The organism is Sphingomonas naasensis, from assembly GCF_004792695.1.
Lineage (GTDB): Bacteria > Pseudomonadota > Alphaproteobacteria > Sphingomonadales > Sphingomonadaceae > Sphingomonas > Sphingomonas naasensis.
This window is the reverse complement of sequence record NZ_SRXU01000001.1, coordinates 434,917-458,700: the sequence shown is the minus strand read 5'-3', so window position 1 is coordinate 458,700 and position 23,784 is coordinate 434,917. Positions and strand designations below refer to the sequence as shown.

Genomic DNA, 23,784 nt, shown 5'->3' with positions numbered 1-23,784 from the left:
ATGGCCGTCGTCATCAACGAGTTCGAAGCGGTCTCCGCGCCGGGCCAGGAGAAGCAGGACGACAAGGGCGAGGCCGGCGGCGCGCCGCAGAAGATCGAGCCCGCCCAGCTCAGGCCGCCGCTGGACCGCATCGTCCGCCGCCACGCGCGGCTGAGGGCGCACTGATGCCGGTCGCCGCCTCCAACGTGACGCCGCTGCCGATGCGGCCGGCGCGCCCGACCTTCGAGTTCGATGGCGTGCGCGTCGACAAGCTCGAATCGGCGCTGATCACGATGGAGCTCGCCGACAGCGTCGAGGGGATGGCGCGCGCGGAACTGGTGTTCGGCAACTGGGGCGGCGGTGACACGCCGGGCTTCCAGCATTTCGACCGCAAGACGATCGAGTTCGGCAAGCCGGTCAAGGTCAAGCTCGGCGACGATCTGCTGTTCGAAGGCAAGATCAGCGCGATCACCGCCGATTTCGCCGACGGCGCGCCGCCGACGATCGGGGTGCTGATCGAGGATCGGCTGCAGGATCTGCGAATGACGCGGCGGACGCGCAGCTTCGAGCGCCAGTCGATCGTCGATGTCGCCCGCAAGATCGCATCCGACCATGGCCTGACGCCGAAGATCGACCTTCAGGGGGCGAGCCAGCTCTGCATCGCGCAGGTCAACCAGAGCGATCTCGCGCTGCTCCACGATCTCGCCCGGCGCGAGGACGCGCTGCTGTGGGTGCAGGGGAGCGAGCTCCACCTCGCCAGGCTGCGCCCGGCCGACAAGGTCGAGCTGCGCTGGGCCGGGTCGCTGCGCGAATTCCATGTCGAGGCCGATCTGGCCGGCCAGCGCACCGCGATCGTCGCGAGCGGCTGGAACGTCGCCGACAAGAAGGTCGCCAGCCACAAGGCAACCGACGGTGCCGTGTCGGGCGAGACCGGGTCGAACGACGGCGGCGCCACGATCCTCAAGTCCGCCTTTGGCGAGCGCGTCGACACGATCGCGCATGCGCTGCCGCGCGACGACGCCGAGGCGCGGGCGGTGGCGGAGGCGAGCTTCCGTCACATGGCGCGGCGCTTCGTCACCGGGGACGGGGTCGCCGAGAGCAAGGCGGCGATCCGGGTGGGCGCGACACTCGCCCTCACCGGCCTCGGCAAGCTGTTCGACGGCGATTATCGCGCCACCGCGGTCACCCACCGCTTCGATCAGGCAATGGGCATGCGCAGCGAATTCCGCTGCGAGCGTGCCGGATTGGGGACACCGTGATGCTGCTCGATCTCGATCGCGGCGAAGCGCAATTCCACGAACGCCAGAGCGACGGCTGGGGCGGGCGCTGGTACGGCGTCGTCCCCGCCACCGTCACTGACATCGACGACCCCGACGGTCAGGGTCGGGTCAAGATCAAGCTCGACTGGGCCCCGGACGCGGGTGGCGGCGACGGCTATGCGGCGTGGGCGCGGATGGCGACGCTGTTCGCCGGAGACAATCGCGGCAGCTGGTTCATCCCCGATGTCGGCGACGAAGTGCTCGTCGCGTTCGAGCATGGCGATCCGCGGCGCCCCTATGTTCTCGGCGGCCTGTGGAACGGCAGGGACAAGCCACCGCAATCGATGGCGAGCGGCAACAACCTCAAGGTCATCCGCAGCCGCAACGGCGTGAAGATCACGCTCGACGATCAGAGCGGGCAGGAGACGCTCAAGCTCGAGACCCCGGGCGGACAGAAGCTGACGATGAAGGACGGCCCTGGCGCCGTCACCATCGAGGATTCGAACGGCAATTCGGTCAAGCTCGAGACTTCGGGCATCACCGTCACCGCCGCGGCGAAAGTCACCGTCAACGCCGCGCAGGTCGCGGTCTCGGCCGGCATGGTCAAGGTCGATGCCGGCATGTCGACCTTCTCGGGCATCGTGAAGTGCGACACGCTGATCTCGAACACCGTGATCTCGAGCACCTACACCCCCGGCGCGGGAAATATCTGGTGAGCGCGGTCGCGCATCAGGTCACGTGGCAGGCGCCGCGGCCGCTCTGGCGGGGGACCACGCCATTCGCGGCGCGCCCGCAATTGCTGCGCTTCGCCAGCGACGACTTCATGGAGCAACTTCTCGCGACGCTGGCGGAGGAGCCGGCGCGCATCTCCGATCGGATCGCGAGGTACGAGACGTGGCGCGACCCGCCGCTTGCGGTCGACCTCAAGGACCCGATCGTGCGCGTGCCGCTGCCCGCGCCGATAAAGGAGGCCAAGCGCAGGCGTTTCTGGCGGTCGGCGCCCTCGGCACCGCCGCCTGCGGCGCCGGCGAACAAGCCGCTCAAGCTCTACCAGCCGGCGCACCAGCGCTATTATCTCGTCGCCGGCACGCTCGCCTGCCAGATCCCCGGCCTGCCCGAACGCGCAGTCGAGGGCGGGCACGAGACGGTCGGCTTCGTCCTGCGGCGGCTGCTCTCCGATACGGGAAGCACCGCGGCGGACCCCGCCGATCTGGTCGAATATGCCTATGTCCGCGAGGGTGACGAGGCGCGCTGGCAGCGCGTCGCCGCGGGCACCGATCTGGCGCCGGGCGAGGAGCAATTGCCGCTCTTCCCGCTCCAGCATCGCGACGAGGCGGGCAAGCCGCGGACGATCTGGGCCGGCATGGTGCCGGTCGCGCGCCGCGAGGAATATCTCGGCAAGACCGTGGCGACGACCGCGGTGTCGCTCGCGGCGGGGCAGATGGCCTCGCTCAAGCCGGGCGCCCCCCCAGCCAAGCCCAACACCACCGTCGCGCGCACCGCGCAGCTCCGGATCGAAGTGGTCGAGCCGTGGAAGGCGTTGGTCCGCGCCGCGCTCAAGGCCGCGCAAGAGTTCGTCACCAAAACGCCGGACTCGGAAGAGGACGACACCGACCGCGCCAATCGCGTCCGCGACTATAATTACCAGTATCAGCACCAGTCATGGCTGCTGCTGCTCGATCTGCGCAAGTGGCTCGACGATCGGGTTCCCCGACTGAGCGCGGCGCTGTCCGCGACGACGCTGCCACCCAATCTGAGCACCGCCGAGCAGGCGGCGTGGCGGGCGCTCAACACGCTCACCTCGGGCGGACCGCCGCCGCCGGCGGGGAAGACCAAGGCGCCGTCGATGCGCGATGCGCTGCTCCACATCCGCGAGTTCGAGGAACAGCTCGACGCCGCGTCGACGCATTATAACGAAACCACCCTGGCCGACGCCAGCTGGCCCAGCTTCCATTTCCAGCTGGTCGGAATGCAGGCGCCGCCCAACAAGGCGTCGGCGGCGACGACCGACGGGCCGTACAAGACCGTGCTCGCAGGCGGCGATCCGTTCAGTTCCACGCTCGACCCGCCCGCCAACGACGGCAGCGTGATCACCGAGCCCAGCGATAGCCCCGACGCCACGGTCGCAGTCGAGAAGCTCGACCGGTTCACTGCGCTGCTCGCCCGTGCGCTGCCAGCCAATGACGAATCCGACGCGCAGCCGATACCGCATGCGATGAAGCTGCGCGACGTGCTGATCAAGACCGCCGGCGATCAGGGCCTGTTCGTCATCCGCATGGTCCACATGAACGCCGATTGCGGGCCGCTGCATCCGCCGACGCTGTCGTCGCCGACCGAGCGTTTCCGGCTCGCCAGCTTCTTCGATCCCGAAGCGCCGGTGCGGCCGATCACGATCACCCTGCCGTCGGACACCAGCCCGTCAGGGCTGCGCAAGCACGGCCGCGGCGCGGCGTTCGTGATGTCGGACATGCTGTGCGGGCAGGTCCAGCGCGCCAAGGGGCTCGGGTTCATCGATCTGGTGCTCCAGGTCCTGCCCTGGCCCTTCCACAAGGACATCAAGGTCGGCGACGGCGGCGGCTGCAAGAACAACGATCTCGAGATCGGGATGATCTGCTCGCTGTCGATCCCGATCATCACGCTCTGCGCGCTGATCCTGCTGATCATCATCGTGTTCCTGCTCGATTTCATCTTCCGCTGGGTGCCGTGGTTCATCGCCTGCTTCCCGATCCCCAAATTCAAGGCGCAGTCATGAGCCCGTTCGGAAAGAGCCTCGGATTCCCGCCGCGCGTCGGGCCCGACGGGCGGATGCGCTGGTCCGAGGGCGAGACCAATGTCCGCGAGTCGATCGCGATCATCCTCAAGACCGAGGCCGGCGAGCGCATCCAGCTCGCCGATTTCGGGGCGGGCCTGGGGCGCTACCTCTTCGAGCCGAACAACCCTGCCACGCATGTCCGCATCGCCGCCTCGATCGAGGATGCGCTGCGCCAATGGGAGCCGCGCATCGCGCTCGACGGCGTCGATGTGACGCCGGATCCCACCGACGCCACCGCCGCGCTCGCCACCATCGCCTATCGCCTCGTCGCGACCGGCGCGGCCGAGCGCACGAGCGTCTCGATTCCGCTGGGGAGAAGCTGATGCCGCTGCCTGCGCCCCGTATCGACGATCGCGATTATCGCGCGCTGGTCGAGGAGACGCTGGCCCGCGTCCCCGTCCACACGCCCGAATGGACCAATTTCAATCCGTCCGATCCCGGCGTCACGATCGTCCAGCTATTCGCCTTCCTGACCGAGAATCTGATCTATCGGGCAAACCAGATCCCCGAGCGCAACCGCGCCAAGTTCCTCAAGCTGCTCGGCATCCCGCTGCGCACGGCGAGCGAGGCGCGCGGGCTGGTCTCGTTCCGCAACGAGAAGGGTGACCTCGCCACCCAGACCTTCCAGCGCGATTTCGAGCTGCTCGCCGGCCCGATGCCGTTCCGCACGGTGACCGGGCTCGACGTGCTGCCGGTCGAGGCGAAGCTGTTCGTCAAGCGGCCGGTGACCAATCCGACGCCGGAGCTGCGCCAATATTATGAGCTGCTCTACGCCTCGTACGGCGCGACGCTGCCGCCCAATCTGACGCTCTACCAGAGCGCGCCGTTCGACCCCGCCCAAGGTCCGCTCGACCTCGCCGAGACGATCGACCGGACCTTGTGGATCGCGCTGGTCGCCCGGAAGGAGCATCTGGGCGCGGCCGAGGATCCCACCAGGCTGGTCCGCGAGGCGATTGCCGGGCGCAGCCTTTCGCTCGGTCTCGCGCCCGCCGAGGATGTCGAGCAGCAGGTTCTGCCCGTCGGCGGCGCGACCACCGCGCCCGCCGATCTGCTGCGCTACGACATCGCCCGTCCCGCGGCGAATGGCGAGCTGCTGTTCGTCAACGGCCGGCCGGCTCCCGACTGGCGCGCGCTCAATGCCCGCGCCGATTTCGATCCGTCGCGCGAGGTGGGTGTGGTCGAGATCGGCCTGCCCGAGGCCGATGCGCTCAAGCTGTGGAACAATCTCGATCCGTTCGAGGCCGGGGTGGGCGAGCTGCCCCCCGCGATCGACGACAGCGCCATCGCCGAGACGCTGGTCACCTGGATCCGGGTGCGCGCCTCGTCTGCCGCCGAGGTGCGGCTGCGCTGGGCGGGGATCAATGCGGTCGGAGTCCGCCAGTTCGAGACGATCCGCGCCGAACGCCTTCCCGATGGCGATGGCAGCCCCGATCAGCAGCGCCAACTCGCGCGGGCGCCGGTGCTCGAGAACAGCGTCGCGATCGTCAGCATCTCGCCCGAGGGCCAGGAAACCGAATGGAGCGCGATCGACGATTTGCTCGCCGCAGCACCCGAGGTGCCCGTGCCGGGCGCCAGCCAGCAACTCGCACCGGCGACTGCGTTCCGCATCGATGCCGAGGCGGGGATCGTCAGCTTCGGCGACGGACTGGCGGGGCGGCGGCCGGGGGCGGGCGACCGGCTCTACGCCCGCTATGACTATAGCGAGGGGCAGGAAGGCAATGTCGGCCCGAACGCGCTCAAGGTCGGGCCGCTCGCGCCGCAGGGCTTCACCGGCACCAATCCGATCGCGACCTGGGGCGGGACCGACGCCGAGACGGTGCGCTCGGGCGAGAAGCAGGTCCAGCGGATGCTCCAGCATCGCGACCGGCTGGTTACCGAGGCCGATTTCCGCAGCATCACGTGGCGCACGCCCGGCGTCTCGATCGGCCGCGTCGACGTGCTGGCGGCATGGCATCCCGATCTCGCACCCGGTGCGATCGGCACGGTGCCCGGCGTCGTGACGCTGCTCGTCGCGCCGCGCTACGACCCGGACTATCCCGCGGCGCCGCGTCCCGACGCGCCGTTCCTCGATGCGCTTTGCGCCTATCTCGATCCGCGGCGGCTGGTGACCACCGAGCTCGTGCTGCGCGGGCCGCTCTACAAGCGGATCTGGGTTTCCGTCGGGATCGAGGTGGGCGGTGGCTACACGATCGCCGAAGTCGCCGATGCCGTGAAGACGCGGCTGCGCGCCTATCTGAGTCCGCTGCCGCCCGAGGACGGCGACTTCTCGACCACCGAGGGCTTGCTTTACGGGCCCGAGACCGACCCCGCCCTGCGCGGCTGGCCGCTCGGACGGCCGGTGCATGCCCGCGCGCTGATGGCCGAGGCGGCGCGCGTGCCGGGCGTGGTCGAGGTCGCCGATGTCCAGCTGGCGCTCGACAGCGGCGGCAAGCTCGACGCCGTGTCGATCAGCGGCATCGAGCTGCCCGAGCTCGCCGGCATATCGGTGGTCGGCGGCGATCCGATCGACATCAGCCTGCTGCGCGGCGACATCGGCTCGTCGCCCGCGCCCGGCACCGGCACCCAGCTGCTGCCGGTGCCCGTCGTCGCGGAGACGTGCTGATGAACGCCGACGGCCAGCGCTTCCACCTGCTGCTCGGCGAGGCCGACTGGGCCCGAGGGCGCGTCGACGACACGACCACGCTCGAGATGGTGTGGGACATGCCCGTCGGCGACCAGCCGGAGACGGCGCCAGGCTGGGACGAGGAGCGCGCCGAGCTGACGCTGGCGCCGCTGCGCGATCCGCTTGCATTTACGCCGGGGGAAGTGCCGCTCGGGCCCGAAGTGCGTCGGGCTGCGGCGGCCGACCGGTTCGGCAACGTCTACTGGATCGGCGACGAAGCCGGGCAGCTGTTCGTGCGCTCGCGTGGCGATGGCTCGGTGACGCGCTTCTGGCCCGATCCGCGCGCGGCGCGGCCGGCGAAGCGGCTGTTCGTGCCGCATGACGATCGCGCGCCGCGTGTCATGTCCTATCGCGCGCTGGCGGTGACCGGTGATGGCTGGCTGATCGCGGCGAGCGATGTCGGACTCGACAGCTTCGATCTCGTCGCGGGCGGCCCGCCGCTGCATTTCGACTGGCCGGCCGAAGGTGCGCCGACCGTCACCGATCTCGAGCCGCGCTGTGACAGCGGGCTATGGCTGCTCGACGGCCCGGCGAAGCGGCTGTTCGCGCTCGACTCGCGCGCCACGCTCGTCGGTGGTGGTCTGGGCGAGAAAGTGGCCGAGCTGTTCCAGCCGGTGAGCGGCGAGCCGCGGAGCCGGGCATCGGCGGTGGCGGCGGAAGGGCATGACCTGACGGCGCTCGATCCCGCGATCGATCCGATCGCGATCGCGGCGCTGCCCGGGGGCGCGGTCGCGATCCTCTCGCGCGCGCCGGCTGCGCTTTACCTCTGGCGCGAGGACGGGACCGTCCCCGCGCCGCTGCCGCTCGATTTCGTCCCGCACGACATGGTTGCCGGCAACGTCCTGCTGCGCGGCAGCGAGAGCGTGCTGCGGGTGCTCGTCTCGGACGCCACCGGCAACCAGCTGCGCGCCTTTCGCGTCGAGGAAGCGGGGCTGCGCGAGACCCGCGAGAGCTTCCCGCTGCGGCGCCATGGCGGCCGCGCGCTGGTGTCGATCGAGGGCAATGCGAGCTATGACAGCGGTCCGCTGCCCAACTGGCCACGCGTCGTCGAGAAGCCGCGCCAGCAATTTCGCGGCACGGCCAGCTTCCGCACACCGGTTTTCGATAGCCGCACGCCGAGCGCGATATGGGACCGGCTTCGGCTCGACGGCTGCGTTCCGCCGGGAACGCGGATCCTCGTCGAGGCGCGCGCGGGCGACGCGGTCGACGCGCTCGGCGACTGGACGGCCCAGCCGTCGCCGATCCTGATGCGCTCGGGCAGCGAACTCGCCGGCCATTCGGCGGCGGCCTTGGTCGCCACCGATCGGCTTGCCCAGCATGGCAGCTTCGAATTGCTGTTCCAGCGCGTCGAGGGACGCTTTCTCGAGGCGCGGCTGACGCTCGCCAGCGACGGCGATTCGAGCCCGCGGCTGCGCGCGCTGCGGGCTTCGTGGCCGCGCATCTCCTGGGCCGAGCGCTATCTTCCCGCGCTCTATCGCGAGGATCCCGAACCCGCCGACTTCCTCGAGCGCTTCCTCGCCAACATGCAGGGGACGGTCAGCGTGATCGAGGGGCGGATGATCACCGCGCAGACGCTGTTCGACACGCGTACCGCGCCGCTCGAGACGCTCGGCTGGCTTGCCTCGTGGTTCGACGTCGCGCTCGATCCGTCGTGGAGCGAGGAGCGGCGACGGCGCTTCATCGCGCACGCGATCCGCTTCTTCGGCTGGCGCGGGACGATGCGCGGGCTCGAGAGCGCGCTGGCGCTCGCCTTCGACCAGCCGCTCGACGGGACCTTGTTCAGCGACGCGGATTGCCGCTGCGAGGGCGCCATCCGCATTGTCGAGAGCTATCGCACGCGGACTTTGGGGCGGATCGGTGCGGGGGACAGCAGCAGCGTGGTCGATCCGCCGACGCATGACGCGGGGCTCACCGAGCGTGCCAACTGGATCGCGTTCCAGCAGGCGCGCGGCGTCGCCTCGCCGATGGCGACGTTGCCGCGGCTGTCGGTGCCGGGCGCGCAGGCCGCCAATTGGGGGGCGTTTCTCGAGCTCGCGTCGCACAACCGCGTGCTGTGGCAGCGTTTCCTCGAAGGGCGCTATCGCCGGATCCGGCTGCTCAATCAGGCGCATGGCAGCGGCTGGCAGCGCTTCGGCGAGATCGCGCTGGCCGATACCAGCCTCGCGACGCTCACGGCGCGCGCCGACTGGGAACAATTCGAGAAGGAACTGCTGCCGATCGACCGGACCGCGCATCGTTTCTCGGTGCTCCTGCCGGTGACCGCGACCGACGCGACCGACGCCGAGACGCTCAAGCGGCGCGAGGCGCTGGCGCGGCGGATCATCGATCTCGAAAAGCCGGCGCACACGATCTTCGACATCCGCTTCTACTTCGCGATGAACCGCATCGGCGAGGCGCGGCTCGGCTACGACACCGCGATCGGCGCGGGCAGCCGCGCGTCCGAGCTGCTGCCGCCGGCGATCCTCGGCAAGGCCTATATCGGCGAGAGCTTCATCGGCCCCGACGGGCTTCCCCTCACTCCTGACCGCGCGCGGCTAGCATGCTGAGCCGCGCTCCCCAAACCACGCCGGAGGCAACTCATGGGCTGCTGTAACGCCACCACTGCGACCGTGCCCGCGATCGGCGCGCCCGATCCCGGTCAGCATGTCAACTTCGTCAAGGGCATGGTCCTCGGCGTCGCCGACTATGTCCAGGAACATGCCTATCTGATCGGGCGCAGCGAATGGATGGTGCGCGATCTGATCGGCTACGGCACCGCGAGCGGGCTCGCCGTGCGGGTCGAGGACGACGGCACCAACGGGCCGCGCGTCCATATCACCGCGGGGTCGGCGGCGGCGCCTTCGGGCCGGCTGATCTGCGTCGGGCGCGACCAGTGCGGCTCGCTGAACGGCTGGTTGTCCGATCCCGACAATGCCAAGCGCGTCGGCGAACGCGTGTCCGGCTCGCCCCCCGCCGAGGCGATCACGCTATACCTGACGCTATGCTATCGCGACTGCGCGATCGCGCCGGTGCCAGTGCCGGGCGAGCCATGCCGTTCCGAAGCGGCGCTGATGCAGCCCTCGCGCATCGCCGACGATTATTGCCTCGATTTCCGGCTCGATCCGCCCGAGCAATGGGAGGCCGATGCGATCGCCGTCTTCTCGGCGTGGCTCGATGACATTGCCGACGAAGGCCCCGGCTCGCCGCCGCTCGGGCCCGACGAATGGGCCAATGCCGTCCGCACCGCGCTCGACTTCATCACCGGCGACGTCGAGGACGGTTCGCCACCGCTCGAATCGCCGCCCTTGCCGCCGCTGCCGGTCGGCGTCGCGATCGACGATTACGATGCGTTCCTGAAGCTCGCCTATCGGCTGTGGATCACCGAATATCGTCCGCGCGTGATGGCGCGGCGCTGCAGCGACCCGGCGGGCACCGAGCAGGATTGCGTGCTGCTCGCCGCTTTTGAGGTGCCGCTGGCGCATGTCGGTGGCGATCCCGCCTCGGGCTGGAGTGTGAACGGCGACGCGCTGGACGTGATCGTCGAGGAAGGACGTCGGCCGCTGATCGCGCCGCTGCATCTCGTCCAGACCGCGCTCGGCATCCTGACCGACGAGGGCGAAAAATGGCTGAGCCCCCCGCCGGGACCCCCCGGACCCGCCGGTCCGCAGGGCGAAACCGGGGGCGTGGGTCCCATGGGCCCGCAGGGGCCGATCGGACCGCAAGGCCCCGCCGGGCCGCAGGGGCCCGAGGGGCCTCCCGGACCGCCCGGAGGTGGCGGCAGCCCGCCCGAGCCGGGACCCGAAGGTCCTCCGGGACCTCCGGGCGAGCCGGGTGCGCCCGGCGAACAAGGCCCGCCGGGACCGCAGGGGGAGACTGGACCACAGGGTCCCGAGGGACAGCAAGGTCCGGAGGGACCGCAAGGCCCCGAAGGGCCTCCTGGCAGCGCATCGGACCCGTTCACGCTGCGCACCTTCGTATCGCACGGCTCGCCGGAGATCGACATCGACATCAACCGGATCGGTCACGAGCGCTTCGATGTTTTCGCGACCTTCGCGCCGGCGCATGTGATCCTTCCGCCGGCGAAGGAAGTCGGGCTGGGCCGGATCTACTTCTTCCGCGCGGTACTGGGGCCGATGGACTTCAAGACCGTCGACAACGACACGGTCGAGTTCCTGTCGTCGTTCGAAATACCTCCCGGCGAAGGGCGGACGCTGGTTTCCGACGGCGAACGGATGTGGATCCAGATCGCGGACTTCACGTCGACCCAGAAGGAGCGCTGAGCCATGGCGACCGACTTCGTCGCGCTGCAGGAGCCGTTCGGAGAGGATGCGATCCGCACGGTCAACTTCTTCAACGGCCGCCTGCTGACCGGCAACGACATGGGGCGCGAGCAAGCCGCGCGCCGCGAGGCCGACGCCCGGATCGGGCTGGCGCTCGGCGACGGCATCGCGAACGGGCTGCAGGTCGTCTTCAAGGGCAATATCGCGCCGGGCGGACGACCGGCGGCCGAGGTTCAGCCCGGGGCTGCGGTCAACCAGGAAGGCGTGGTGCTGTGCCTCAAGCACAAGGTGCAGCTCGCGCTCGATCGCGCCGCGACGCCCGGCGCCGACAATGTCGCGTGCCTGTTCGGCGACTGCGCGCCGCTTGCCGACGGCGACTATGTCGCGGGCGCCGGCCTCTACCTGCTGACCATCGCGCCCGCCTTCACCAGCGAGGGCAGGGCGGCGGTCAGCGGCATGGGCGATACCAGCCCGCGCTGCGCGCTCGACGCCACGGTCGAGGCCGTGCAGTTCCGGCTGCTCGAGATCCGCCCCGAGCTTCACGATGCCGATCCGGGTCAGCCCGATTTCCGCAATCGCATCGCCTATGAGGCGTTCGGTGCCGGGGTGCTGGCCGATTGGCCCGCCGACCTGCTCGGCAGCGGACCGCGGCTCGACGACTTGCTCGAGACGATGCGCGGCCACGGGCTGGACGACGCCGAGGTGCCGCTGGCGCTGATCGCGTTCAACAGCGCCGGCCATATCTTCACCGACAGCTGGAGCGTCCGCCGGCCGATCGGGCTGCGCGATCCCGAAGGTGTGGTCAGCACGCTCTCCGAGCCGCGTCGGCTCGGGGTGGGGAGGGCGATGTTCCGCCAGTTCCAGGACGAGATCAGCTCGATCATGAAGGTGTCGGACATCAACCTGCTCGTCGCGAAGGACCGGTTCCGCTACCTGCCGCCGGTGGGGCTGATCCCGACGCTGCCCGACAATCGCCTCGCCGATTTCTTCAAGGGCATGACCGTCCGCGGCCCGCTCCACATCGATGCCAGCGCAGTCGAGCCGCTGCTGCGCGAGAGCTTCGCGGCGCCGGTGATCGACACCGACAGCGATCACGCGATCTGGCTCTATCGCATCGCCCAGACGCGCAAGGCGGGCGAGGCGGAGATCCTTGTCTTCGCCAGCGGGCATCTTCCTTACAGAGGGGATGCGAGATTCAATCTAAACTACTGGAACTATGCGAATTATCCCCTGATTCCGTGACGGAGCGACGATCATGGCGAACTCATTGTTCAATCCCGCGCAGGACGTGCAATTCAGCGCCTCGCAATTCGGCCAGCAAAAGCTGAGCGATCGCGACAAGGTCTTGATCGAGGCGTTGCTGTTCGACAGCGGCGTCTTCGACATGGTGGCGGCGCCGACCCCCACGCCGGGCCCGGCGCCGGCGCCTTCGCCGACCCCCGCGCCGGCACCTGCGCCCACGCCGGCTGCGAGCCAGGCATCGAGTCCGGCGCTCAATCTGTTCGTACAGCTCGCGCTCAACAAGATCCGCCCCGGCGATCTGATCACCGCGCAGTTCGCCAACGATCTCGTCGACGCGGCGCTGTCGCTCGATGCCCGGCTGCGCGTGCTCGAAGGGGCCAACCGGATCACGTCGACGCCGACTCCCACGCCGGGGACGTCGCCGACGCCGTCCTCGTCCGCCGAGCTGTCTGCGACCGGCCCCGGCCGGGCCGAGGCGAGCGACGCGCCCAAACCGACGATCGACAAGATCACCGCGACGACGGTGCGCGGCAAGGGCGTCACAGTCGCCGTCGCGGGCGACAATATCGGCGAGGGGCAGATCGAACGCGTGCTGCTCGGCGCGACGCAGATCGCACCGTCCTCGATCAAGTTCGTGCGCGGCGGGGGTGGCTTCACGTTCACCACCACGACGGCGATCGTCGAGAAGTCGAAAAATCGCCTGACCGTGGTTACCGACGGGGGGCAGGATAGCGCCGCGTTGAGCGCCGGTGGCGGCAAGGCGCCGGTGCTGTGAGTCGAGCGCGGCCGGCCCTTCGTGTCGATCGGGTCCGGCTCGAGAATGCGCGCGCGGGCGACCGCGCGCGGCTGGCGAGCGCGCTCGCGATGGCGTCGCCCGCGGCCACCGGCGTCGCCGACCGTGCGTTGTTGCTGGTGCGGCGGGTGCGCGTCGATCGGCCGCTCGCTGCCGGCACCGAAGGGTTCGCAGGCGAGCTGATCGACCGGATCCGCGCCGCGAAGACGCGCGCGCGCCGCGGTGCGATCGGCGCGGGCGAAAGCCTTTATTTCGAGGACGAGGCGGCGCTGGAGCGGGCGATAGTGTGCGCGGTGCTCGATGGCGCCAAGCTACCCGAACTGGTGCGTCGCGCGATCCCCGACTGCGAGGCGCCGCAATTGCGCTGGCGCCGCCGGATATTGTCCGACGCGCGCACGTTGCCGGGGCTGATGATGGCGCTGGTCGAGGCCGGCATCGCCGGCGCATGGCTTGCCCGGTTCGACGAAGCCGAGCTGCGCACCGCCGCTGAATTGTTGCTGCGGAGCTATGGCAGCACCGCCCGGCTGCCGGAGCGAGTCCCGGGGGAACGGCCCGACTCGGTTTCTGCCGCACGCGTTCCGGGCCCGAAAAGCGTGCCCGCCGCGGCGATCGTGGAGGCAATCGCACTTGCCCGTTCCGCTACCCCGGCACATGCGGCAGGCCTGCTGATCGCCATCGCGACGCTCGCGGTTCGGCGCCCCGAGCTCGTCGCGACACAGGCGCTGGCCGATGCGCTCACGGCGGCCTTCGATCCGTCGGCCTCGCCGGTGGTTTCGGGAAACGCGATCCGCGGGACACCGATGGTGCCTGCCGCTGCGAGGGTGGCGCCGGCTTCAACCCCGCCGGCGCCGGGGAAACCACGCGCGGTGGCGCAGCGTGCCGCGATGCGCGAGCAGCAATCGTCCTCGCGGCCAACCACCATGGCCGATGCGCAGCAATCGGCTGCCCGCCGTGCCGTGACTATTGGATCGCGCACGCGGGAAAGCGCGGCGCAGCTGCCGCCCGCCGCCATGCCGATTGCCGGCGCCTCGACCTCGGTGCGCAGCGACTGTGCGGGGTTGTTCTTCCTGCTCAACGCCTTTCTCGCGCTCGGGCTTTACGGCGATTTCACCGATCCGGCCCGCCGGGTGCGCGGTCTTTCGCCGTTCGAATTGCTGTTGTTGCTGGGGCGGCGCTGGATCGGCGCGGAATTCGCCCGCGATCCGCTCGAGCCGGTGTTGCGCGGGCTTGCCGGGCTGGGGCCGCGCGAACGGGTGGGGCGCAATTTCGAGGCACCGGCATGGCAGGTGCCCGCGGATTGGCTCGCACCGTGGCCCGGTGCCGCGCAACGCCGGGTGCGGAGCCGCGCCGGAGTCAGCCGCTGGCACGCCGCGGGCTTTCCGATCGCGGACCAATGGCATGCGGCGCGACCGGCGGTTTGGCTGCGCCGACGCTGGGTCGACTCGCTCGCGCGCTATGTCGAGGCGCGGCTGGCGCGGGCGCTGGGCAGCACAGACTCCGCCGAGGCGGTGGAGACCCTGCTTCGGCGCCCCGGGACGGTGCGGCTCGACGATGGGCAAATCGAAGTTGCCTTCGCGCTCGACACACATCCGCTCGCGATCCGGCTGGCGGGTCTCGATCGCGACCCGGGCTGGATCCCGGCTGCGGGGCGAGCCATCGGGTTCCGCTTCGCATGAGCATCGCGGCGCTTCCTCGCACGCCGGCGCTGCACCTCCGGTTCGCCTTGCTCGGCGCCGGCGCCGCGCTGGCCGAGCGGCTCGGCGATTCGGCGCCCGATTGGCTCGGCGACTATGCCGCCGAGATCGCGACGCTGGCCGGGGCGCCGCTGTCGGCGGGCGCATGGGCTGCCGCGCTGCGCGAATGGGCCGGGCCCCGCCTGCCGCTCGAACGGCTCCGCCGCGCGATCGACGATCGGCGCGCCGTCGAGGCGCTGCTCCTGATCGGGCTGGTCGGCGAGGATGCGCGGATCGCGGCGCTGCTCGGCGAGCATGATCGGCTGACCCAGGCGACGCTCACTGCGCTGCTGCGCGGCGACGCGGAGGGTGACGATCCGCAGGCGGTGCGCCGCGCGATCAACCGGCTGCTCCAGCTCGGGCTGATCCTCGTCGACAATCCCGAGGCGCCACCCTTTGCGTGGCAGGTCACCGCGTCGGCCCCGGTCTGGGATGCGCTCGCCGGAGAAGCGATCGCACCGTCCGATTGCCGGCTGGTGCCGCGGCAGGATCTCCAGCCGCTCGACGTTTTCATCGCACCCGAGCCGATCCGCGCGCGTGCCGGGCTGCTCGCTGACGCAATGGCCGAGGACGCGATGCTCGTGCCCGTGCTGCGCGGGCCCGAACGCAATGGCAGGACGACGCTCGCCGGGGCGCTGGCACATGCGCTCGAGGGGCCGTTGCTCGTCGCCAATGTCGATCCGGATCGAGCCACGGCCTGGACGCAGATCGGCCTGTTCGCGTTCCTCCACGAGGCGGTGGTGGCGTTGCCGCTGCGCGTCGGCGTGGGCGAGGTGCGCGAGGTGCCGGGCTTCGCGCTGGAGCCGGTTCGACTGGTGATCGTGACGGGTACGAGCGGTGGCGTACGGCTGGTCGATCGGCCGCAGGTGTCGCTGACGCTCGCTGCGCCGGACAGCGAAGCGCGGCAGGCGCATTGGCGCGCGGCGCTGCCCTCGCTCGACGCAGCCGGGATCGCGCGGCTGGCCGATGCCTTTCGGCTGACCGGGGGGACGATCCGCCGCGCGGCGGCGGGGGCGGCGCTGGCGGCGCGGCAGGCAAACCGCGCGGCGATCACGCGCGACGATGTCCGCCACGCGCTGCGTGACTTGCAGGATTCGCGGCTGGAGACCGTCGCCGCCCGGATCGACGCGGGCGATCGTCCCGAATTCCTCGCGCTCGAGCGGATCGCGCAGGACGAGCTCGACGCGCTCGCCACGCGCTGCCGCAATCGCGAGGCGCTCGCCGCGCACGCTGGTCCCGGCGCGGGCGCCACCGGAGTCCGCGCGCTGTTCGCCGGTCCGTCGGGCTCGGGCAAGACACTCGCCGCGCGCCGGCTGGCGCACGATCTCGCGCGCGACATCTGGCGGATCGATCTCGCCGCGACGGTGAGCAAATATATCGGCGAAACCGAGAAGGCGCTCGACCGCGCCTTCGCCGCCGCCGAGGCGCTCGACGCGATCCTGCTGCTCGATGAAGGCGATGCGCTGATGGCGCGGCGCACCGATGTCGGCAACGCCAATGATCGCTACGCCAATCTCGAGACCAATTTCCTGCTTCAGCGGATCGAGAGCTTCTCGGGCATCCTGCTGGTAACCACCAACGCGCCCGACCGGATCGACAAGGCGTTTCAGCGGCGGATGGACGTGGTCGTCCCGTTCCGCGCGCCGGACGAATTGCGGCGCTACGAGATTCTCGTACATCATCTCGGCGAGCATCGCGCGGCGGACGAGCTGGTGCAGGAAATCGCGGTGCGCTGCGCGCTGTCGGGCGGGCAGCTGCGCAACGTCGCGCTGCACGCGCGGCTGCTCGCGCTCGATGCCGACGCGCCGATCGGCGACGAGATGCTGCGCCACGCAGTGTTCCGCGAATATCGCAAGCTCGACGCGCATTGCCCACTCAAGCCGCTGCTTTCGGCGGTAGGCTGAGATGGCGGGGACCGCGGCCCGGCAGAGCGCGGAGGCGAACCCGGCGCCGCGCGCGCCCGAGCCCGGACGCTCGCACGACCGGCGGCGGGTGCAGACCGCGCTCAAGCTCTCCGATCCCGGCGACGCCGCCGAGCGCGAGGCGGTCGCCACCGCGCGCGCGGTGATGCAGATGCGCGATCCGGTGGTGGCGCCGCAGGCGCGGGTGCCGATGCTCGCGGCGCGTGCGCCGGCCGCGGTTCCGGCGCCGTCGAAGGCGAAGAAGGACGAGGTCTCGCCCGAGCTCACCGCCGAGATCAAGTCCCTCGCCGGCAGCGGCAAACCGCTCTCGCCCGATACCCGCAGCTTCCTCGAGCCGCGCTTCAAGGCGAACTTCGCCGGCGTGCGCGTCCACACCGGCGGCAAGGCGGAGAATCTCGCGACGCGGCTGGGCGCGCGGGCCTTCACCTTCGGCAAGGACATCTTCTTCAACGCCGGCGCCTACAAGCCCGACAGCCCCGAGGGCATGGAGCTGATCGCGCATGAGCTGACCCACACGATCCAGCAGCGCGAGGTCGTTCAGCGCGAGGTGATCCAGCGCGAGGAGGCGGTGACCGTCCAGCAGCGCAGCGAGCCGCAGGTCCAGCGCGGCATAGTCAGCGAGGCGCTCGACTGGATCGCCGACAAGGCGAACGTGATCCCCGGCTTCCGGCTGTTCACGATCATCATCGGGCGCAACCCGATCAACATGTCGAAGGTCGATCGCAGCGGCGCCAACATATTGCGCGCGCTGATCGAGTTCATCCCGGGCGGCGGGCTGATCGTCCAGGCGCTCGAGAATCACGGCATCTTCGAAAAGGGCGGCAAGTTCATCGAGGAGCAGTTCGCCGCGCTCGCCGATCTCGGCGGCGCGGTGCGCGATGCGCTGATGGAGTTCATCGACTCGCTCGGCTGGCGTGACATCTTCCGTCTCGGCAGCCTGTGGGATCGCGCCAAGCGCATCTTCACCACGCCGATCGACAAGGCGATCACGTTCGGCAAGGGGCTCGTCACCGGCATCGCCACCCTCGTCAAGGACGCGATCATCAAGCCGCTGGGGCGCTGGGCAGCGGCCAATATCCCCAAATGGGATCTGCTCGTCGGCGTGTTCGGCAAGAACCCGATCTCCGACGAGGGCGAGAGCCCGGCTTCGGCGTTGATCGGCGGCTTCATGGAGCTGATCGGCCAGAAGGAGATCTGGGAGAACATCAAGAAGGGCAACGCCGTCGCCAAGGCCTGGGCGTGGTTCCAGGGGGCGATGAAGGGTGCGCTGTCGCTGGTCACCTCGATCCCCGGCAGGGTGATGAGCACGATCCGCTCGCTGACGATCTTCGACATCGTCACCCTGGTTGGCGCCTTTCAGAAGATCATCGGCGCCTTTGCGAGCTTCGTCGGCGATTTCATGCGCTGGGCCGGCGGAACGGTGCTGCAGCTGCTCGAGATCATCCTCTCGGTCGTCGCGCCGACGGTCATCCCGTATCTCAAAAAGGCGGGCGGCGCCTTCTCGACGATCATCAAGAACCCGATCGGCTTCGTGCGCACGCTGGTGCGTGCCGGCATCCAGGGCTTCCGCCAGTTCGCCAGAAACTTCCTCGCGCACCTCAAGGCGGCGCTGATCGGCTGGCTCACCGGCTCGCTCGGCGGGCTGGGCATCTACATCCCGTCGGGCTTCACGCTGATCGAGATATTGAAGTTCGTCCTCTCGGTGATGGGGCTCACTTGGGCCAATGTCCGCGCCAAGCTGGTCGCCGCGACCAACGAGACCGTGGTCAAGGCGCTCGAGACCGGGTTCGACATCGTCAAGACGCTGGTCACCGAAGGCCCGGCGGCGGCGTGGCAGAAGATCGTCGAGACGCTCACAAACCTCAAGCAGATGGCGATCGACGCGGTGATGGACTTCGTGAAGTCCAAGGTGGTCGAGGCGGCGGTGACCAAGCTGCTGTCGATGCTGTCGCCCGCCGGCGCGTTCATCCAGGCGATCATCGCGATCTACAACACGATCATGTTCTTCGTCGAACGCATCCGCCAGATCGCGCAAGTGGCGGCGGCGTTCATCGACGGCATCGCCGCGATCGCCGCGGGCAACATCGCCCCCGCCGCCAACAAGGTCGAGCAGACCATGGCCGGGCTGCTCGTGCTGGTGATCAGCTTCCTCGCGCGCATCGCCGGGCTCGGCAAGGTCAGTGATGCGATCACCGGGCTGGTCAAGAAGATCCGCGCGCCGATCGACAAGGCGCTCGACAAGGTCGTGGCGTGGATCGTCGCGACTGCCAAGAGCCTCGGCAAGATGGCCAAGCAGGGCGTGTCGATGCTGGTCGACTGGTGGAAGGAGAAGCTCGGCTTCACCAACAAGGACGGCGAGAGCCACACGCTCCAGTTCATCGGTGGCGACGACAATGCCAAGATGGGGATCGCCACCACGCTCCAACCGGTGCGCACCTATCTCGACAACCATCCCGACAAGGGTTCGGCCGAGTGGAACACCGCCAATTCGATCTTCACCGCGGCGATGCAGGTGATCTACTCGCCGGCGCTCAAGACGCAGGCCGAAAAGGACCGCCGCGCCGCGATCAAGGCGCAGCTGGCCAAGGTCAGCGCGGCATTCGCGAAGCTGGCCGGCGATCCCCCGAAGGACAACGAATACGGCACCAACTCGGACCCGAGCTATGGCAACCCCGCCAAGGTCGACATCATCGTCGGCGATCCAAAGAGCGGCAGCATCACCGGCCCGTGGCCGGTCACCAAGAAGGGTTACAAGGAGATCTACGACGCGGGGCTGACCACCGCGACCGATCGTTGGGTCCAGATGCACATCATCTCCGAGAAGATCGGCGGCAGCGGCAGCGATTTCGGCAATCTCGTGCCGGCGCCGAACAGCGTCAACACCGGGCCGTTCCGCAGCTTCGAGCACGCCATTCCCGGGCTCGCACGTGCCAAATCGGGCAAGATCAAGAATCGGGTCTGGGTCGAAGTGTCGATCAGCGGCAGCAAGACCGCAGCAACCGGGATCAGCGGCAAGGCGGGCCTGTATCTGTGGAAGGGCAGGAAGCCCAAGCCGACATGGATAAAGTCCGAGGCGGCGTCGCTCAGCGCCAGCGCCGGCATCCCGGTTCCGCAGCTCACCGCCGCGCGCAAGCTCGTCGTCAACTTCACCTCGGCGACCGAGATGACCCGCGATTTCGGGATCAGCTCGGGCGCCGCCGCGCTCTGCAAGCAGGGGCGGCCCTATGGCTCGATGGCGGCATTCTCGACGTCGATGCTCGCCCGCGGCGCCACCGCGGCCCAGGTCGCCGCCTTCATCACACGAGGAGCAGTGCTCAATGGCCCATGAGCCCGACTGGCAGGCGACCGCGGATCGCCTGAAGAAGATGCCCGGCATCAAGTTGGTCACGTTCGAGGTCGGCGCACCGCTCAGCGACGACGATCGCGAGGTGGTCAAGGTGCTCGGCGCGAGACCCCTCCCCAAGCCCGTGGAGGCCGCGCTGGCTGCCAGCAATGGCGTCAAGCTCGTCTGGAACGGCGAGGTGGCGGGCAAGCCGGCACAGGGCTCGGTCAACATCCTGCCGTTTCTGCAGGCGGCGGTGCGCGGCGGCGCGGACGAGAAGAGCGCACCGCTCGAGGGCGTGCTGTGGGACGAGGAGTTCCCCGAGGCGGCGAAGAAGAAGCTGCAGGCGATGACGATATTCGAGGCGCTCGCCGGCCGCTCTGCGCATCTTGCCTATCGCAGCGACGATCCCGAGGCGAAGCTCCATCTGGTCGACGAAGACGAGATCGCGCCGCTCGTGCCACCCTTCGCCGAGGTCGTCGGTCTGCTGGCCCGCCACGTCGGTGCGGACGGATTGCGCGAGATCCTCACCCATGAGGATTGGAAGAAGCGCCTCGCCGACGATGCCCAGATGCAGGCGCTGGCCGGATCATGACCCCGCGCATTTCCGCGATCATGCCCACCGCCGATCGCCGGCGCTTCGTGCCGGCGGCGATCGCGCAGTTCCTCGCCCAGCAGCGCGACGATGCCGAGCTCGTCATCCTCGACGACGGCGCCGACAGCGTCACCGATCTGATCCCCGGCGATCCGCGCATCCGCTATTTCCGCGAGGAGCAACGCCGTGTCCTCGGCGACAAGCGCAATCGCCTGTGCGATCTCGCGCGTGGCGAGATCATCGTCCATTGGGACGATGACGACTGGCACGCGCCCGATCGACTGGATCGCCAGCTCGCTGCGCTCGACGCGAGCGGCGCCGACATCGTCGGGCTCGCCGCAGTGACCTTCCTCGCCGATGACGGCGCCCGGGCATGGGATTATCGCTGGGGCGGGCGCCAGCGCTGGGTGTATGGCGCGAGCCTCGCCTATCGCCGCGACTATTGGGCGCGGCGGCGCTTTCCCGCGATCCCGAGCGGGGAGGACACCCGCTTCGTGCTCGACGCACGCGACGCCCAGGTCCAGGCGATGGCCGATGGCGAATGGCTGATCGCCCGGGTGCACCACGCCAATACCAGCCCCAAGCGTACGCGCGGCGGCTACTGGACCGAGCGTCCGTCCGCGCCGCTGCTCGACCGGATCGCCGAATGGGCGGGGGCCTCTCCGCCGGCGGCGAGCGAACCGATCGCCAATGTCTATGCGCTGCTCGCGCATGAGCGGCCCGAATGCGTGGTCGATCTGGTGCGCAACCTGCGCTGGCACGATCCGGTTTCGCCGATCCTGCTCTATGACGGCAGCGCCCGGGGCGGGCTGGTCGATCCGCGATTGCCGTGGCAGCGCTGGGGCGTCGAGATCGTGCCCGGTGCGCGGCCGATGCAATGGGGCAAGCTCCACGATTTCGCGCTCGACTGCATCGCGCATCTGGGGACGCGTGACTATGACGCGCTGACCATCGTCGACTCCGACCAGCTGATGCTGCGCGGCGGCTATCCCGGCTTCCTCGCCGCGCATGGCGGCGTGCCCGGCCTGCTTTCGAGCGACGCGCGGCCGCAGGGCCCCGGCACGCGCATCCCGCCCGCGGTGACCGCGCAGGCCGAACGCGCATTATGGCGTCCTTTTCTCGAGCGCTTCGAAGGCGGCGAGGCGGCGTTCGTGCACTGGACGTTCTGGCCCGGCACGGTGATCGGCGCCGATTGCGGACGCGCGATCGCGGGGTTGTTCGAGGATCCGCAGCTCACCGCTATCCTCGGCGCGTCGCGGCTATGGGCGACCGAGGAAATCCTGTTCCCGACGCTGGCACGGCTGCTCGGCTTTCCGGTGGCGCAGAATCCCTGCCGCGGCGACTGGACGCAATATCGCCGGCGCTGGAGCGGGCGTGACGTCGACGCGGCGCGGCGCGATCCACGCGCTTTCTGGATGCACCCGGTGCCCCGCGCGCTCGCCGATCCGCTGCGGCGGCAAGTGCGCATGCTCTGCGGCGAATATCGCCGCTCGCCGCCTGCGCCGCTGCCCGCGCCCGTGGCCGAGGAGGAAGGAATCCTCGCCGAGATGCGCGCGCTCCCCGGTTGGCTGAGCGACGCCGAAGCCGTTGCGCTGCTCGCTGCGGCCCGTTCGGCGCTGGGGCGGAAGGGCGCCACGGGGCATCTGGTCGAGATCGGCAGTCATTGCGGCAAGGCGACGCTGTTGCTCGGCCGCGCGGCGCAGGCGGCGACCGGCGAGGCGCGCGTGACGGCGATCGACCGCTTCGACGGCGTCACCGGCAGCCGCGAGGACAAGCTGACGCGTGAGGGAGTGACGCGCGGCCGCTTCGACCAGATGATCGCGAACGCGGGGCTCGGCGCCTGGGTGTTCGCGCGCACCGGCGAGTCGGCCGAGGTCGGTGCCGCCGAGGCAGTGGATCTGCTGCTGGTCGACGGACTGCATGACTATCCCGCGGTGGCACTGGATTTCGCCGCGTTCGAGGGCCTGCTCGCCCCCGCCGCGCGCGTCGCGTTCCACGATTATGCCGATTATTTCCCGGGCGTGGTCGCCTTTGTCGACGAGCTCGTCGCGACGGGCGACTGGGAAGTCGAGACCGCCGTCGAGACGCTGCGGATCCTGCGGCGGGCCGGGATCGCCGCGCGCGGCCGGCAGGAGAGGGAGTTGACCCACGCATGACCATGCCGGCACTGCTGCGGCCGTCCGAGATCCTCGCGACCATGCGGGGTGTCGGCGGCTGGCTCGAGGATTCGGAGGCCGAACTGCTTCTCGCCGCGGCCGCCTGGGTGACGCGCGGCGGCGGCGCGCGGACGCTGGTCGAGATCGGCAGCTATCAGGGACGCTCGACCGTCGTGCTCGGCGCGGCGCTGCGCGCGCTTTCCCCCGAATCGCGGCTCTATGCGATCGATCCGCACCAGGGCACGGTGGGTGCGGCGGACCGGCGGCTCAGCCGCGGCACGCCGACCTTCGACGCCTTCTGCGCCAATATCGAGGGCGCCGGCGTGGCGCGCTTCGTCGAGCCGGTGCGCAGCCTTTCCTACGAAGTCGCGTGGAGCCGGCCGATCGACTTGCTGTTCGTCGACGGCTTGCACGATCGGCTGAACGTCGAGCGCGACTTCCGGCATTTCGCGCCGTTCCTCGCGCCTTCCGCCGCGGTCCTGTTTCACGATTATGCCAGCTACTATCCGGGCGTCGTCGCCTTCGTCGACGAAATCGTCGCGAGAGAGGGCTGGGAAGTCGCTGCGCGGGCCGGATCGATGATCATGGTGCACCGCCCGGAGCAGCAGGCGGCCCAGCCAACGCCGGCTCAGGAGCGCGTGGTTTCGCAGGTGCCGCTATAGGATGCCAGGCGTCCGCTGATGCGGATCGTGCCGGTCGCGCGATCGATATGGACCTTCGGGCGGCTCATCGGATCGATCGCCGCGAACCCGGTGATCGCGCCGTCATCCATCTCGAGCTTGCCGAGCGCGAGCCAGCCGCCCTGCGCGTCGGCGGGAAGCATGGCCGCCGGCAAGCGAATATGGCTCTCGCCGGCCGCGATGCGAAGTGCGACCGGGCCTTCGAAACGGCCGGTCTCGCGGGCGTGCGCGCTGGGCCATGCGCTGTTGCCGCTATTCTGCGCGCCATAGACCGTGGCGACGTCCTCGCGGGTGGCGATTCCGCCGCCGCGACACGCGAGTTCCAGGGGCGTCGCCGGAGCGGAAAGCAGGAGCAGGATCGGGAGCATCG

17 protein-coding genes are annotated in these 23,784 nt (G+C 69.7%); 16 read left to right on the top strand and 1 reads right to left on the bottom strand.

Translation table 11 applies throughout. From position 1 onward, the window contains the following. Genes E5A74_RS20760 through E5A74_RS02180 form a run of 16 tightly spaced genes read left to right on the top strand, consistent with a single transcriptional unit; the run spans nucleotide 1 to nucleotide 23,396 of the window. On the top strand, nucleotides 1–165 hold the full coding sequence (locus E5A74_RS20760) for a hypothetical protein (RefSeq protein ID WP_166745570.1): 165 nt from the start codon (nucleotides 1–3) through the stop codon (nucleotides 163–165). Then, complete coding sequence (locus tag E5A74_RS02245; protein WP_135982406.1) at nucleotides 165–1,238, top strand: phage late control D family protein; 1,074 nt, start codon at nucleotides 165–167, stop codon at nucleotides 1,236–1,238. Before E5A74_RS20760 ends, E5A74_RS02245 begins: the two co-directional genes overlap by 1 nt. Continuing rightward, complete coding sequence (locus E5A74_RS02240; protein WP_135982404.1) at nucleotides 1,238–1,954, top strand: phage baseplate assembly protein V; 717 nt, start codon at nucleotides 1,238–1,240, stop codon at nucleotides 1,952–1,954. Before E5A74_RS02245 ends, E5A74_RS02240 begins: the two co-directional genes overlap by 1 nt. Further along, nucleotides 1,951–3,990, top strand: coding sequence for a hypothetical protein (locus E5A74_RS02235; RefSeq protein WP_135982402.1), 2,040 nt, complete (start codon nucleotides 1,951–1,953; stop codon nucleotides 3,988–3,990). Before E5A74_RS02240 ends, E5A74_RS02235 begins: the two co-directional genes overlap by 4 nt. Further along, complete coding sequence (locus E5A74_RS02230) at nucleotides 3,987–4,373, top strand: GPW/gp25 family protein (RefSeq protein ID WP_135982400.1); 387 nt, start codon at nucleotides 3,987–3,989, stop codon at nucleotides 4,371–4,373. Before E5A74_RS02235 ends, E5A74_RS02230 begins: the two co-directional genes overlap by 4 nt. Next, complete coding sequence (locus tag E5A74_RS02225; protein ID WP_135982398.1) at nucleotides 4,373–6,652, top strand: baseplate J/gp47 family protein; 2,280 nt, start codon at nucleotides 4,373–4,375, stop codon at nucleotides 6,650–6,652. The genes E5A74_RS02230 and E5A74_RS02225 overlap by 1 nt, the downstream gene beginning before the upstream one ends. Next, nucleotides 6,652–9,258: a phage tail protein gene (locus E5A74_RS02220; RefSeq protein ID WP_135982396.1), complete on the top strand. Its 2,607-nt coding sequence runs from the start codon at nucleotides 6,652–6,654 to the stop codon at nucleotides 9,256–9,258. The genes E5A74_RS02225 and E5A74_RS02220 overlap by 1 nt, the downstream gene beginning before the upstream one ends. 33 nt (nucleotides 9,259–9,291) lie before the next feature. Then, the gene (locus tag E5A74_RS21190) at nucleotides 9,292–10,971 is read left to right on the top strand and encodes a hypothetical protein (RefSeq protein WP_166745569.1); all 1,680 of its coding nucleotides are present in this window, start codon (nucleotides 9,292–9,294) and stop codon (nucleotides 10,969–10,971) included. A 3-nt stretch (nucleotides 10,972–10,974) separates the two neighbouring features. Beyond that, complete coding sequence (locus tag E5A74_RS02210) at nucleotides 10,975–12,213, top strand: hypothetical protein (RefSeq protein ID WP_135982394.1); 1,239 nt, start codon at nucleotides 10,975–10,977, stop codon at nucleotides 12,211–12,213. A 13-nt stretch (nucleotides 12,214–12,226) separates the two neighbouring features. Then, nucleotides 12,227–12,988, top strand: coding sequence for a hypothetical protein (locus E5A74_RS21095; protein ID WP_206365743.1), 762 nt, complete (start codon nucleotides 12,227–12,229; stop codon nucleotides 12,986–12,988). Then, nucleotides 12,985–14,682: a hypothetical protein gene (locus E5A74_RS20750; RefSeq protein ID WP_166745568.1), complete on the top strand. Its 1,698-nt coding sequence runs from the start codon at nucleotides 12,985–12,987 to the stop codon at nucleotides 14,680–14,682. The genes E5A74_RS21095 and E5A74_RS20750 overlap by 4 nt, the downstream gene beginning before the upstream one ends. Continuing rightward, nucleotides 14,679–16,643 (top strand): ATP-binding protein, encoded by a 1,965-nt coding sequence (locus tag E5A74_RS02200; RefSeq protein WP_166745567.1) that lies wholly within the window; start codon nucleotides 14,679–14,681, stop codon nucleotides 16,641–16,643. The genes E5A74_RS20750 and E5A74_RS02200 overlap by 4 nt, the downstream gene beginning before the upstream one ends. Before the next feature lies 1 nt (nucleotide 16,644). After that, nucleotides 16,645–19,989, top strand: a complete 3,345-nt coding sequence (locus E5A74_RS02195; protein WP_135982390.1) for an eCIS core domain-containing protein — start codon at nucleotides 16,645–16,647, stop codon at nucleotides 19,987–19,989. Then, entirely contained in the window at nucleotides 19,979–20,578 is a 600-nt protein-coding gene (locus E5A74_RS02190; protein ID WP_135982388.1) for a hypothetical protein, read from the top strand. Before E5A74_RS02195 ends, E5A74_RS02190 begins: the two co-directional genes overlap by 11 nt. Then, complete coding sequence (locus tag E5A74_RS02185) at nucleotides 20,575–22,734, top strand: glycosyltransferase (RefSeq protein WP_135982386.1); 2,160 nt, start codon at nucleotides 20,575–20,577, stop codon at nucleotides 22,732–22,734. Before E5A74_RS02190 ends, E5A74_RS02185 begins: the two co-directional genes overlap by 4 nt. Further along, entirely contained in the window at nucleotides 22,731–23,396 is a 666-nt protein-coding gene (locus E5A74_RS02180; protein ID WP_135982384.1) for a class I SAM-dependent methyltransferase, read from the top strand. The genes E5A74_RS02185 and E5A74_RS02180 overlap by 4 nt, the downstream gene beginning before the upstream one ends. On the opposite strand, the gene E5A74_RS02175 is transcribed toward E5A74_RS02180, so the two are convergent. Further along, complete coding sequence (locus E5A74_RS02175) at nucleotides 23,363–23,782, bottom strand: hypothetical protein (RefSeq protein ID WP_135982382.1); 420 nt, start codon at nucleotides 23,780–23,782, stop codon at nucleotides 23,363–23,365. The two genes, E5A74_RS02180 and E5A74_RS02175, sit on opposite strands and share 34 nt — an antisense overlap. Between the last annotated feature and the right edge of the window lie 2 nt (nucleotides 23,783–23,784).

What these genes read in the sequence shown, in the direction of transcription:
- E5A74_RS20760 (WP_166745570.1), top strand. Translation starts at nt 1, where the DNA reads ATGGCCGTCGTCATCAACGAGTTCGAAGCGGTCTCCGCGCCGGGCCAG.
- E5A74_RS02245 (WP_135982406.1), top strand. Translation starts at nt 165, where the DNA reads ATGCCGGTCGCCGCCTCCAACGTGACGCCGCTGCCGATGCGGCCGGCG.
- E5A74_RS02240 (WP_135982404.1), top strand. Translation starts at nt 1,238, where the DNA reads ATGCTGCTCGATCTCGATCGCGGCGAAGCGCAATTCCACGAACGCCAG.
- E5A74_RS02230 (WP_135982400.1), top strand. Translation starts at nt 3,987, where the DNA reads ATGAGCCCGTTCGGAAAGAGCCTCGGATTCCCGCCGCGCGTCGGGCCC.
- E5A74_RS02225 (WP_135982398.1), top strand. Translation starts at nt 4,373, where the DNA reads ATGCCGCTGCCTGCGCCCCGTATCGACGATCGCGATTATCGCGCGCTG.
- E5A74_RS02220 (WP_135982396.1), top strand. Translation starts at nt 6,652, where the DNA reads ATGAACGCCGACGGCCAGCGCTTCCACCTGCTGCTCGGCGAGGCCGAC.
- E5A74_RS21190 (WP_166745569.1), top strand. Translation starts at nt 9,292, where the DNA reads ATGGGCTGCTGTAACGCCACCACTGCGACCGTGCCCGCGATCGGCGCG.
- E5A74_RS02210 (WP_135982394.1), top strand. Translation starts at nt 10,975, where the DNA reads ATGGCGACCGACTTCGTCGCGCTGCAGGAGCCGTTCGGAGAGGATGCG.
- E5A74_RS21095 (WP_206365743.1), top strand. Translation starts at nt 12,227, where the DNA reads ATGGCGAACTCATTGTTCAATCCCGCGCAGGACGTGCAATTCAGCGCC.
- E5A74_RS02200 (WP_166745567.1), top strand. Translation starts at nt 14,679, where the DNA reads ATGAGCATCGCGGCGCTTCCTCGCACGCCGGCGCTGCACCTCCGGTTC.
- E5A74_RS02195 (WP_135982390.1), top strand. Translation starts at nt 16,645, where the DNA reads ATGGCGGGGACCGCGGCCCGGCAGAGCGCGGAGGCGAACCCGGCGCCG.
- E5A74_RS02190 (WP_135982388.1), top strand. Translation starts at nt 19,979, where the DNA reads ATGGCCCATGAGCCCGACTGGCAGGCGACCGCGGATCGCCTGAAGAAG.
- E5A74_RS02185 (WP_135982386.1), top strand. Translation starts at nt 20,575, where the DNA reads ATGACCCCGCGCATTTCCGCGATCATGCCCACCGCCGATCGCCGGCGC.
- E5A74_RS02180 (WP_135982384.1), top strand. Translation starts at nt 22,731, where the DNA reads ATGACCATGCCGGCACTGCTGCGGCCGTCCGAGATCCTCGCGACCATG.
- E5A74_RS02175 (WP_135982382.1), bottom strand. Translation starts at nt 23,782, where the DNA reads ATGCTCCCGATCCTGCTCCTGCTTTCCGCTCCGGCGACGCCCCTGGAA.